The organism is Paenibacillus sp. FSL R5-0486 (genome assembly GCF_037975155.1).
Taxonomy (GTDB): domain Bacteria; phylum Bacillota; class Bacilli; order Paenibacillales; family Paenibacillaceae; genus Paenibacillus; species Paenibacillus amylolyticus.
Map to the genome: position 1 here is coordinate 2,025,982 of NZ_CP150237.1, position 12,990 is coordinate 2,038,971.

11 protein-coding genes are annotated in these 12,990 nt (G+C 46.4%); 7 read left to right on the forward strand and 4 right to left on the reverse strand.

Annotation, left to right across the window (positions count from 1 at the left end; all coding sequences use genetic code 11):
- The 5 genes from MKY01_RS09235 to MKY01_RS09255 all read left to right on the forward strand — a co-directional run bounded on the left by MKY01_RS09235 (position 1) and on the right by MKY01_RS09255 (position 5,953).
- Entirely contained in the window at positions 1-1,185 is a 1,185-nt protein-coding gene (locus MKY01_RS09235; protein ID WP_100529502.1) for a PLP-dependent transferase, read from the forward strand.
- A complete protein-coding gene (locus MKY01_RS09240; protein ID WP_036669808.1) occupies positions 1,182-2,354 on the forward strand; it encodes an aminotransferase class I/II-fold pyridoxal phosphate-dependent enzyme in 1,173 nt (390 codons plus the stop codon). Before MKY01_RS09235 ends, MKY01_RS09240 begins: the two co-directional genes overlap by 4 nt.
- 241 nt (positions 2,355-2,595) lie before the next feature.
- Positions 2,596-3,732: a cyclic dehypoxanthinyl futalosine synthase gene (gene mqnC, locus MKY01_RS09245; protein WP_047844209.1), complete on the forward strand. Its 1,137-nt coding sequence runs from the start codon at positions 2,596-2,598 to the stop codon at positions 3,730-3,732.
- A gap of 233 nt (positions 3,733-3,965) precedes the next feature.
- Complete coding sequence (locus tag MKY01_RS09250; protein ID WP_127544407.1) at positions 3,966-4,943, forward strand: aldo/keto reductase; 978 nt, start codon at positions 3,966-3,968, stop codon at positions 4,941-4,943.
- Entirely contained in the window at positions 4,940-5,953 is a 1,014-nt protein-coding gene (locus tag MKY01_RS09255) for a zinc-binding alcohol dehydrogenase family protein (protein ID WP_127544403.1), read from the forward strand. The genes MKY01_RS09250 and MKY01_RS09255 overlap by 4 nt, the downstream gene beginning before the upstream one ends.
- A gap of 84 nt (positions 5,954-6,037) precedes the next feature.
- Here the strand turns inward: MKY01_RS09255 and MKY01_RS09260 are convergent, their stop codons facing one another.
- The 4 genes from MKY01_RS09260 to MKY01_RS09275 form a co-directional block, all read right to left on the reverse strand.
- The gene (locus MKY01_RS09260) at positions 6,038-6,943 is read right to left on the reverse strand and encodes a YitT family protein (RefSeq protein ID WP_051447155.1); all 906 of its coding nucleotides are present in this window, start codon (positions 6,941-6,943) and stop codon (positions 6,038-6,040) included.
- A gap of 113 nt (positions 6,944-7,056) precedes the next feature.
- Positions 7,057-8,295, reverse strand: coding sequence for a cation:proton antiporter (locus MKY01_RS09265; protein WP_036610060.1), 1,239 nt, complete (start codon positions 8,293-8,295; stop codon positions 7,057-7,059).
- A 4-nt stretch (positions 8,296-8,299) separates the two neighbouring features.
- The gene (locus MKY01_RS09270; protein ID WP_036610059.1) at positions 8,300-8,794 is read right to left on the reverse strand and encodes a cation:proton antiporter regulatory subunit; all 495 of its coding nucleotides are present in this window, start codon (positions 8,792-8,794) and stop codon (positions 8,300-8,302) included.
- 294 nt (positions 8,795-9,088) lie between these two features.
- Positions 9,089-9,493: a hypothetical protein gene (locus MKY01_RS09275; protein WP_051447154.1), complete on the reverse strand. Its 405-nt coding sequence runs from the start codon at positions 9,491-9,493 to the stop codon at positions 9,089-9,091.
- Positions 9,494-9,664: 171 nt separating this feature from the next.
- Between MKY01_RS09275 and MKY01_RS09280 the strand changes: the two genes are divergently transcribed.
- Together MKY01_RS09280 and thrS are read left to right on the forward strand one after the other, a co-directional pair.
- Entirely contained in the window at positions 9,665-10,618 is a 954-nt protein-coding gene (locus tag MKY01_RS09280; protein ID WP_051447153.1) for a putative sporulation protein YtxC, read from the forward strand.
- A 415-nt stretch (positions 10,619-11,033) separates the two neighbouring features.
- A complete protein-coding gene (gene thrS / locus MKY01_RS09285; protein WP_036610058.1) occupies positions 11,034-12,971 on the forward strand; it encodes a threonine--tRNA ligase in 1,938 nt (645 codons plus the stop codon).
- The last annotated feature ends 19 nt before the right edge of the window (positions 12,972-12,990 follow it).

The window sequence follows — 12,990 nt, forward strand, 5'->3', positions numbered from 1 at the left end:
ATGGAAGACAACAAGTTGAAAATCGAAAGCCGCTTAGCACAAATTGGGTCCATCAATGAACCGGTAACAGGCGCCATTAACTTTCCGATCTATCAATCCACTGCGTTTCGCCACCCGAAGCTTGGACAAAGCACGGGGTTTGATTATATTCGTACGACTAATCCAACCCGTAAAGTATTGGAAGAAGCCGCCGCAGCGCTGGAGTCCGGTGATGCAGGGTTTGCCTGTAGCTCGGGAATGGCCGCGCTACAAACGATCTTCGCCATGTTTGGTCAAGGGGATCATTTGATTGTATCGCTGGATCTGTATGGTGGAACCTATCGTCTGCTGGAACGTATTCTGTCCCGTTTCGGCGTAACTGCAAGTTATGTGGACACGAATGACCTGGCAGCACTGGAGAAGGTTCGTCAACCGAATACCAAAGCTGTATTTATTGAGACACCAACCAACCCACTGATGATGATCACCGATGTGGAAGCCGTTGCTTCCTGGGCGAAAAGTTACAACCTGTTGACCATTGTTGACAACACGTTGTTGACTCCATTTTTCCAACGTCCGATTGAACTGGGTGCTGATATCATCATTCATAGCGCTACCAAATATCTGGGCGGACACAATGATGTGCTGGCCGGACTAATTATTACCAAAGGTGAGGTGTTATCTGCAGAGATGGCGTTCCTGCATAATTCCATTGGAGCAGTATTATCTCCAAGTGACTCCTACCAGTTGATGAAAGGTATGAAAACGCTGGCTCTTCGCATGGAACGTCATGAGCACAATGCACTTACTATTGCCAAATACTTGCTTGAGCACCCAGCGGTGGTTGAAGTGTATCATCCAGGACTATCCGATCATCCAGGGTATGAGATACAGAATAAACAATCCACGGGTAACACCGGTATCTTCTCTTTCAAAGTGAAGGATGCACGTTATGTTGAACCATTACTTCGTCATATCAAACTCATTGCTTTTGCCGAAAGTCTCGGCGGAGTTGAATCACTCATGACTTATCCGGCAGTACAAACGCATGCGGATATTCCGCTTGAAATTCGTGAAGCCGTAGGTGTGGATGACCGTCTGCTCCGGTTCTCTGTAGGCATTGAACATGCGGATGATCTGATTGCAGATCTCGGCAATGCTCTGACAGCTGCACAACAGGAAGTGGAAGGAGGCGTGCACTCATGAGTGAGTCCAACAACAAGCCCAATTCCGAGTTGAAATTTGATACCAAATTGCTCCATTTTGGTGATGAGATTGACAAAACGACTGGAGCCTCCAGTGTACCGATCTACCAAGCATCAACATTCCATCATTTTGATATCTTCAATCCGCCTCAACATGATTACAGTCGTTCGGGTAATCCGACACGTCAGGCTTTGGAAGATTACATCACATTGCTGGAGGGCGGCGCACGAGGCTTTGCCTATTCTTCGGGGATGGCTGCGATCTCAAGCGTGTTCATGATGTTCTCCGCAGGGGACCACATGATTGTAACGGAAGACGTATATGGAGGTACGTATCGTTTGCTTACTTCCATATTAAGCCGTATGCAGATCGAGACAACCTTTGTAGACATGACCAATATAGATGAAGTGAAAGCGGCACTCAAGCCAAACACCAAGGCAGTTTATATGGAAACACCGTCCAACCCTACACTGCGAATTACGGATATCGCTGCCGTAACTGACTGGTCGAAGGAACATGACCTGATCACGATTCTGGATAACACCTTTATGACACCTTACTATCAGCGTCCAATTGAGCTTGGTGTGGACATCGTCGTACATAGTGCTACGAAGTTTCTCGGAGGTCACAGTGATGTACTTGCAGGGTTAGCTGTTGCTCGCACGGAATCACTTGGCGTACAACTGAAACAGCTGCAAAATGGACTTGGAACTGTACTCGGGGCACAAGAATCCTGGCTTTTGATGCGCGGGATGAAAACCTTGGGGGCTCGCATGGCTCATAGTGAACGGAGCACAGCCAAACTGGCGGCATGGCTTAATGAGCGCAGTGATATTACCGCTGTCTTTTATCCTGGACTGGAGGATCATCCGGGCCGTGAGGCACATGAGCGCCAGTCCACAGGATATGGAGCTGTCGTTTCTTTTGACGTCGGTTCAGGTGATCGTGCAAAAGCAGTTCTTAACCGGGTGAAGCTACCTATTGTTGCTGTAAGCTTGGGAGCTGTGGAGAGTATTCTGTCCTACCCAGCGATGATGTCTCATGCGGCAATGCCGGCTGAGGTTCGCCGTGACCGTGGCATTACAGATGGATTGCTGCGCTTCTCCGTAGGTCTGGAAGATATCGAAGATCTGATTGTAGATTTGGAGCAAGCACTTCAGGAATCCTAACAAAAATGGATGCCCGAATACGCCGATGTGTATCACTTAAGTTCGAACTAATTCTTTTCCATATGTAAAAATTTTTACTTATTTTTAAAGCACCTGTACATAAGGTGCTTTTTTTCACATGTAACCTGTGTTACGATATGTGGAGTACAGAAATACGATGTTGCCACCAGAACTTGCTTCTCTTGAACAAGTTGGGACGGATCGTTATATAATTTCTCTTCATGAGGGAGGCTTTTTTACGATGAGTACGGTAGACCGTATCTTAGATAAAGCCCTTCGGGGCGAACGTTTGGACTTGGAAGACACGATTGAGCTATTTGAATCGAATGAAGTGGACAAAATCGGGGCAGCTGCTAATGTCATTATGAAACGCATGCACCCTGAACCATACAGAACATTTGTAATTGGGCGTAACGTCAACTACACAAACGTGTGTGATGTGTACTGCCGTTTTTGTGCTTTCTACCGCAGACCTGGTTCGGATGAAGGTTATGTGCTTCCGGACGAAGTTATTTTCCAGAAGATTCAGGAAACGGAAGATGTGAATGGTACCGAGATTTTGATGCAAGGTGGAACGAATCCAAACTTGCCTTTCAGCTATTATACAGACCTGTTGAAAGCCATCAAAGAGCGTTTCCCAAACATCACGATGCACTCTTTCTCCCCAGCGGAGATTATGAAAATGGTTGAAGTATCCGATGGCCTTACATTGGAAGAAGTTGTTCGTGCCATTCACGAAGCTGGACTGGATTCCTTGCCTGGCGGTGGCGCTGAAATTCTGGATGACCGCACACGTCGGAAAATTAGCCGCTTGAAAGGTTCATGGCGCGATTGGATGGACGTTATGCAAACTGCACACCGCATCGGTATGAACACCACGGCAACGATGGTTATCGGACTTGGTGAATCGATGGAAGAGCGTGCATTACACTTGCTCCGTGTACGTGAAGCTCAGGACGAATGTATTGCGAACAAGTATGACTCCGAAGGTTTCCTGGCGTTTATTCCTTGGACTTTCCAGCCGGATAATACAAACCTCAAGCTGGAGCGTCAGACTCCGGAAGAGTACTTGAAGACTGTAGCCATCAGCCGCCTGGTACTTGATAATATCAAGAACATTCAATCCTCTTGGGTAACGATGGGTCCTGAGATCGGTAAGAAGTCGCTTGAATTTGGCTGTAATGACTTCGGTAGCACGATGATTGAAGAGAACGTTGTATCTGCTGCTGGTGCAACATATAAAGTTAACATTGAATCCATTCTCCGTTTGATTCGGGAGTCCGGTTATATCCCGGCACAACGTAACACCCGATACGAGATTGTGCGCATGTTCGACGAAGAAAATGCCGTACATGAAGATTTCGTAATGCAGAACTAATTCTAATTAATTCAATACTACTCTTTATAAACTTTGATCGTTAGATAAGTATTTATGAAGCCAAGCCCGCTGACTACTCCGTTTGGAGAGACGGCGGGCTTTTTGATTTCTTTCTGTGGTTCGAGGTCATCAAACAGTACATGTTACGCAATTGGCGATATTTTATATTGAAATTGAACTGTTACAATGAAAGGGAACTTGTGTAGACAGACACGCTGGAAGGGGTAAAACCGATGAAGAGAAGAATACTTGGCAAGACGGAACTGGACGTACCTGTATTGAGTTTTGGAGCATCCTCACTCGGTTCTGTATTTCGTGACATTGACCGGGACGAAGGGATTCGCACTGTACATGCGGCTGTAGATGCGGGGATGAATTACATAGACGTTTCGCCTTATTACGGGCTGACAAAGGCGGAGACAGTGTTGGGTGAAGCCATCCGCAGCTTGCCGCGCAGTTCATATATGTTATCAACCAAAGCCGGAAGGTATGGGGAAAATGAGTTTGATTTTTCACGTCAGCGGATTCTGGATAGCGTGCAAGAGAGCCTGGATCGACTGCATACAGACTATATCGACATTCTGTTCCTGCATGATATTGAATTTGTGCCAGCAGAGATCATCGTAGAAGAAGCCTTTCCAACGTTGCTGCGTCTGAAAGAGCAGGGAGTTATACGACATGCGGGCATTTGTGGATTGCCCTTACCATTGTTTGAGAAGGTTCTGCCACAGATCGATGCGGATGCGATCATCTCGTATTGTCATTATTCATTGAATGATACCTCATTATTATCGTTATTGCCCCTGTTGGAAAAAAAAGAAATTGGCCTCGTCAATGCTTCGCCTCTTTCTATGGGCTTGTTGAGTACCCGAGGGGCTCCTGCCTGGCATCCGGCAGATGATCGGGTGAAAGAGCTCTGCCTAAAGGCTGCCCGCTTCTGTGCAGAACAAGGCAGTGACATTACCAAGTTGGCCGTGCAATTCTCCACGTCGAATGAACGAATTCCGACAACACTGGTGAGCAGTGCCAGCCAGCGCAATATCCTCAATAATGCAGCCTGGATAGAGGAACCGATGGATCAGAGCCTGCTGGATGAAGTGCTGCGCATTCTGGCTCCATTGCATAACGAGACATGGTCAAGCGGAAGACCTGAATATAATACGAAGCCAAGCAACACGACAGCAGAAGCATCCAAGGGGGAACTACGATGAGAGCCATTGTATGTGAAGAAATAGATCAATTAAAGCTCCAGGACCTGCCTCAACCGGAACGAGCAGAAGGAGAGGCGTTGGTTGCCATTCGGCGGATTGGGATCTGTGGAACGGATCTGCATGCGTACAAAGGCAACCAGCCATTCTTTACCTATCCTCGTGTTCTGGGCCATGAACTGGCGGCTGTTATTGAAGAAATCGGTCCGAACGAGGCTGGGTTACAGCCTGGGGATCAGGTAAGTATTATTCCGTATCTGCACTGCGGTCAATGTATTGCATGTCGCAGTGGAAAAACCAATTGTTGTGCGTCCATGCAAGTCATGGGTGTGCACGTAGACGGAGGCATGAGAGAAAAAATCAGCGTGCCTGTCTCACATCTGCTCTCAGCAGAAGGTTTGACGCTGGATGAGACGGCAATGGTAGAACCATTAAGCATTGGAGCCCATGCCGTCAGAAGAGCAGGAATTAAACCTGGTGAGCATGTGGTTGTGATTGGAGCTGGCCCCATTGGATTGGGTGTGATGGCATTCGCCAAACAGGCTGGAGCGCGTGTTATTGCCGTTGATCGTAATCTGGACAGGCTGGAGCTTAGCCGGACTTGGGCTGGAGCGGATGACCTAGTACAGGCCAATGAACATACTGTACAACAAGTGGCTGAAATTACGGGAGGCGACTATGCTACAGCTGTCTTCGATGCAACAGGTAACGTGAATTCCATGAATGAGGCCATTCAATATGTGGCGCATAGTGGTCAACTCATTTTTGTTGGACTGGTGAAAGCGGATATTACCTTTCATGACCCCGAATTTCACAAGCGGGAGATGAGTATCCTGGGCAGTCGAAACGCAACCCGTGAAGATTTTGAACAGGTCCTGTCGACCTTGCGTCAAAAGAAACTAAGTATGGATGGGTACATCACACACCGAGTGGAATTTAATGAGCTACCTACGGCAATAGACCAATGGCTTTTGCCAGATTCACATGTAGTCAAAGCCATCGTTGAACTATAATAACAATTAATTATAATAACAGAAAAAAACGCTCTCTGACCTTGGTGGACAATACTGTCCATCCATAGGGTAAGAGAGCGTTTTTTATTTTTCCGGATTCGTTACAATACCCGCATGTGGATCAATGTGACGCACAATGGACTTTAACCAGATCATCTCCAGCACATGTACCTCATAATAAAGTGCACCCGGGATTTGCCTGATCCATCCTTCCGCCATCGCGAGTTGTGTTGAGTCAGAAGTGGCTTCCAGAATTCCAGGTTCACGGCGTAGCCGTTTGCGTACAGCTTTTTCAACTTGAGAGCTTTGTGTAGTCAAAATGCATACTTTGCGTTTGGAAGAGAAGCCCCTGAACGCAATGTACACCATTTCATAAGCAATAAGATAGGCGATTACGGAATACATCGCTTGGTCCCAGCCAAAGACAACACCAGCGGCTGTCAGTATCAACAAGTTAAGCAGCATGATTATTTTTTCGATAAGCATCCGTTTTCCGCTAAATACACGTTCAGGTGGGCGGGAAGACGGATCACCGATTTCCAGCGTATCCAGTGTCCCGCCATACCGTACGACGAGCCCAATTCCGAGTCCGAGGCATAATCCGCCAAACATGGCGGCAGCCAGCGGATGCTCTACAAGTGGCGGCATGGGATGAAGCACAATGGCACCGATCGAAAAGACAACCAGACCTAGAACAGTAACCAGTACAAATTTCTTCTGCACAATCTTGTAAGACAGAAATATAAACGGCACATTGAATAAAAATAGGAACAATCCAATCCTCATTTCGGTCCAGTGGGCGAAGAGTGAGGAAATGCCTGTAATGCCTCCAATAATAATTTTATTGGGGTGTAAGAACAATTCAAGTCCCACGGAGGCCAGAATTCCGCCCGCAATAACGAGAAACAGGTTTAACCAGCGGCGGGTAGACGATATCCTGGTCTTGGCGGTGTTTGGCACCGGATTAGCCGATATCAGAGGTGCTTTCATAGGTCATCCTCCTTAGTGCGGCTTTCGAGCCATTCTCCCTGGGTTAGTCACAGAAAGATCGGCGTAAGAGCCGCGAAGTACGTTAGTATGTCTGTTCTGTACAGACATAGGTGTTATCCTTCTTTCTGCAGCACCTTTGGTTCTTCTTTCTTTTTCCGAGGATCTTTGAACTTGAATATTTTATCCAATAAACGGAATACATGTTTGGACTCTTTGGTTAATAAAGGACCCAGAATGGCCAGAATTAGGACGTACAGCGCGGCAAATGGTTGAATCATTGGCAACAGTCCCCCGGCTTTACCCATGTTGGCCAAGATGATGGAAAACTCACCCCGTGACACAATGGTTAATCCAATATTCGCCGATGCTTTGGGTGAAAGTCCTGCACTGCGCCCGGCCAGCATACCCGCCAGGAAGTTACCGAACAATGTAATAACAACTGCAATCAGAGCTAACCATACGGCATCGCCACCCAAGGACAACGGATCAATGGACAATCCAAAGCTGAAGAAGAAGATGGCTCCGAAGAAGTCACGGAACGGTAGAATCAAGTGCTCAATCCGTTTTGCGTGTTCTGTTTCAGCAAGCACCAGACCAACCAGTAATGCACCAATCGCTTCGGCAACATGAATGGTTTCAGAGAAACCAGCTACCAGGAACAAGGCTCCAAATACAACGAGAGAGAATAGTTCATTCGATCGAATTTTAAGCAATTTGTTTAGTAGCGGTGTTGCTTTGCGTCCAAGGATAATCACGATAAGCATGAATCCGAGGGCAATAAGTGCGGACATGATGACGCCTCCGATGGAGGATGAATCACTAAGCACAAGTCCGGACAAGATCGAGATATATACAGCGAGGAATACATCTTCGAACATAATAATACCCAATATCATCTCTGTTTCCGGATTGGCCGTTCGTTTCAAATCGACGAGTACCTTGGCCACAATGGCACTGGAAGAGATGGTAGTTATACCTGCGATAATAAGTGCTTCTGCAACTGGGAAACCGGACACAAAACCGAATATTAATCCCAGCGTAAAGTTAATGCCGATGTAGATCGAGCCGCCTACTGCAATGGAGCGACCCGATTTAATTAAACGACCTACCGAGAATTCAAGTCCAAGGTAGAAGAGAAGGAACAGGATACCGATCCGACCCATAAATTCAATAAAAGGCTGACTCTCAATAAAACGGAAGTCCAGATGCCAGATTTTCATGGCATGTGGCCCAACGGCCATCCCGATCAGAATATAAAATGGAACGACCGAAAATCTTAGTTTTGCCGATAAAAGGCCGGCTGCTGCAATGAGCACAAGGGCCAGACCTACTTCGAATATCAAATGATCCATCTATTTACCCCCTTCCAGTCAGGAGGAGGGATTTAAACAGTTTCTGCTGATTGCGTTCGCCAACGGCTACCACCGTGGATTCTGCACTGATAACTACCTCCGGACCTGGGCTGATATGTTTTTTGTGATTTTTCTCTACAACGGCGATAACCGTTGCCCCAGAGTTTTGACGTACGTCCAATTCACCGATGGATTTACCGATACTTCCGAAGGATGGTTCGATTTTGTACCACTCGATAATCAGGTCGTCAAACGTTACTTCAATATTTTCAAGCTGTTTTGGCTTGTAAGTTAATCCGCCAACAATAGCAGCGATCTGACGTGCTTCGTAATCGTCAAGTGTGATCATCGAGATGCTTTGATCGGGATCATCATACTCGAAGTGGTACATTTCCCGGCGACCGTCATCGTGAATAATAATGACAATTTTATCACCGCTGCTTGTTTCAATCTGAAATTTTTTGCCGATTCCCGGCAAGTCTGTTTCGCGTACATCCATGGATTGTTGCCTCCTTATAATTAGGGGCTGGCCACAGAAGACAGGCTTATTTCCCGAAAATGATTAATCTGCTGCTCAAGGGAACATCAAAAGATGCGGGTAAACAGAGCCAGAAATTCCTGACACAGCCATATGATTTGAATTTGTCGGTGTGGGTACAACAAAAATAGGTACTGTCATAAACATGGGTTTATCTAACGTGTGCTAAAAGGGTTATAAGTTATGCACAAGCGCACCGTCTTTCATTACAGAGGTGTCTTCATGCAAAAGCAACCTGTAAATACGTCGTAACGGCTAGTGAAGAGCGTTCACGTATTTTGGTGCTATAGGGGTGAGGGATACATACATGCTGGTAAACTTAATAGGTAGCAGAAATAATCTGCGTTTAAACAGACAATACCACGGTTTAAAGGACAGACCCGTTGTAGGGATTCGCAGCATCAATAACAATGCGAGGACAAGAAAGACAGGCTTATTATGCGTAACCGCAATCAGCTTGGACATAACTTGTGGATATTTGCGAATGACAGGTTTCTGCTGGGATTCGGGTATTTGCAACAGCACTTCCTTGTTGGAAGTTGCTTCTACAGACACCCCAACGGCAGATTCGGACTGCATCGGAATAGGGAAGCACAAGGCTTGGAAAACGCACAAAATGATAATGATAGTGTAGTGGAGTATTCTAGGTTGTTGTCTCATTTTGGCTTCCCTCCTTTCCCGTGAAATATACTGTTATTAAAATAATAACACATTTTTGTCTTAACTCCAAACCTCTTTATAATATACTGAGAAATCATGACACGCTTTCCATCAATCCGCTTCGTATATCCCCATCGGCCTTGCCATATACTTTGAACAGGAAGGAAAGGAGTGATTCTTGTGGAACTGTTTGCTGTATGGACCGATGTATCGGGGCAAGAGGAAGCGGATCAATTTTATCGTTGTGTCAAGGAAAAAACCAAAGGTTTACATATAAGTAAAAGAGGATTTCGGCTCACCTTCAAACATAATGATGGAAGAGCAACCTGGGTGTGCAGAGGGAATGAGAATCACGAAGACTTCCAGCAATGGCTTCCCCGGATCAGTGATCTGCTCTCCCTTGGACTCGCCGACTTCATTATGGAGACACAAGAACGGAGCATGGTGGAGGATATGATCGCCAAGGCGTGTTCTGTCATGGATGAGCATGAGGTGGAAAAGGTCAATCGAATCTGCATGCCACTTCTATTAAATGGTGATCTGGATCAGCCCGGACTTCGAGAGCGCCGTCGTACTACGTTAGCCAGTGGACTACGGCAGGACCTGGAGGATGTTCACTTTTTTCACCTTGAAGGCATTATCAACTTCCGCATACGGCCATATAAGCAGGAGCTTCAGGAATTAGTGGAGTATGCGCTGGATGAGTTCTGGATGGATCGGCAGTATGAAGAGTTTATGGGGCTGTTAAAATATTTTGTGTTTTTTCAAGAAGCCAAAGTACCTCTGGTTCATCTTGTACACAAGGGAATGCATGAATTTCAGGTCCTGGATGCTGGGCTTAATCTGTTACCCGTGCAAAAGGATGAACAGGTCGTTGTGGAAATGCCGGGTCTGGAACTGGAGATGGATATTGAAGATATGATTGTAAGTACACTCATCTCGATCTCTCCTGAGAAGGTCATGCTCCATACACGCACCCCGGATCTGCCAATCATCTCGACCATATGCCAGATCTTTGAAGACAAAGTGCAAATATGTCATCATTGCCCGGAATGCGAAGTGCTGCGCTCAGGATTGTTGACAGGTCTTGACGCAAGTGATCTCGGCAATTATAATAACTGTTGATCCATGAATTTTTCATGTGAACCATTGAACCAAAAGCGTTGACAAAGACAACAACCACACGCAAGATCGGTGCAGAGAGAGGAACCTAGGCTGAAATTTCCTCCGGATATCACGTATGGTTTACCCCTTTGTAGCTGCAATTTTGAAAGTGGAGTTAGAATATCGCCTTTATTGGGGATTATCCGCGAGTAAGGATCTGCCGGGTCATGCCCGTTATCGTCATGCCAATGAGGGCTGTATTTCCGAATATGGATGAATCAGCTGAATTAGGGTGGAACCACGAGTATATATCACTCGTCCCTTTGCCGGGACGGGTGTTTTTTGCGTTCCTTTGCAAAATGACTGGAATAGCAATAGATAATCAGTCCATAAATATCTGGACACAAAGGTTACATTAACAGGAGGAATGAGACAAATGGCAGTGAACATTAAATTACCGGATGGTTCGGTACGTGAGTACGCGGATGGAAGCAGCATTGAGGACGTAGCCGCTTCAATTAGCAGCGGATTGCGCAAAAATGCCGTAGCCGGCAAGCTGGATGGTATCGTGGTGGACTTGTCCACAACACTTCATGAGGGAGCATTGGTGGAGATCGTAACTCTGGATTCACCAGAAGGACTTGAAGTGATGCGTCATAGTACAGCTCACTTGATGGCTCAAGCAGTGAAACGTTTATATGGTAACAAAGAGGTACGACTCGGTATCGGCCCTGTCATTGAAGATGGTTTCTACTATGATATGGACCTCGAACATGCGCTCAATCCTGAAGATCTGCAAAAGATCGAGAAGGAAATGGAACGTATTGTGAATGAGAACTTGCCAATTGTACGTAAGGAAGTTAGCCGCGAGGACGCGATCAAAACGTTCGAAGAAGTGGGCGATCCTTACAAACTTGAGTTGATTCGTGATTTGCCAGCGGACAGCGTGATTACGATTTATGAGCAAGGTGAATTCTTCGACTTGTGTCGTGGCCCTCACGTACCATCAACTAGCAAAATCAAAGTGTTCAAACTGATGAATGTCGCGGGTGCTTACTGGCGTGGAGATAGCAAAAACAAAATGCTTCAACGTATCTATGGTACGGCTTTTGTGAAAAAAGCACAGCTGGACGAGCATTTGCACTTCCTCGAAGAAGCTAAAAAACGGGATCACCGTAAGTTGGGTAAAGAGCTGGAAATGTTCACATTCTCCCAACTGGTCGGTCAAGGCTTGCCAATCTGGTTGCCTAACGGTGCGAAGCTGCGCCGTACTCTGGAGCGTTATATTGTGGATCTGGAAGAAAGCCTGGGATACCAGCATGTATACACACCAGTTCTGGGTAACGTGGAATTGTACAAAACATCTGGACACTGGGAGCACTACCAGGAAGATATGTTCCCGAAAATGGTAATGGACAACGAGGAACTTGTTCTCCGTCCAATGAACTGTCCTCACCATATGATGGTGTACAAGTCCAGCATGCACAGCTACCGTGATCTGCCAATCCGTATTGCAGAGCTTGGTATGATGCACCGTTATGAAATGTCGGGGGCATTAACAGGTCTGCATCGTGTACGTGCAATGACACTGAACGACTCACACATTTTTGCACGGCCGGATCAGATCAAAGAAGAGTTCGCTCGTGTTATCGAGTTGATTCAAACAGTCTATAAGGATTTCGGTATTAACGAATACCGTTTCCGTCTGTCCTATCGTGATCCGCAGGATACCGAGAAATACTTCCAGAACGACGAGATGTGGGAGATGTCCCAACGCATGCTGCGTGAAGTTGTGGAAGAACTTGACCTTCCATTCTATGAAGCTGAAGGTGAAGCGGCGTTCTACGGTCCGAAGCTGGATGTGCAGATCAAAACAGCTCTGGGCAAAGAAGAGACATTGTCTACAGTTCAACTGGACTTCCTGTTGCCTGAGCGCTTTGAACTTGAATATGTGGGAGATGACGGACAGAAACATCGTCCAGTCGTTATTCACCGCGGTGTAATTAGTACAATGGAACGTTTCACAGCATTCTTGCTGGAGAACTTTGCAGGAGCTTTCCCATTGTGGTTGTCTCCGGTACAGGCAAAAGTGATCCCGGTATCCGGAAACTTCGACGATTATGCGCGTGAAGTGGAAGCGAAACTGAAACGTGCGGGAATCTCTGCTGAAGCCGATCTGCGGAACGAGAAGCTTGGATATAAAATCCGTGAGGCACAGCTTGAGAAAATGCCTTATATGTTTGTTGTTGGTGAGAATGAGCGTAATGCAGAAGCCGTATCCGTGCGTAAGCGTGGAGAAGGCGATCTGGGCATGAAACCGGTCGATGAAATTATCGCTCAATTGAAAGAAGAAATTGCAACACGTTTGGTATAAATGAACAAATGATCTATCA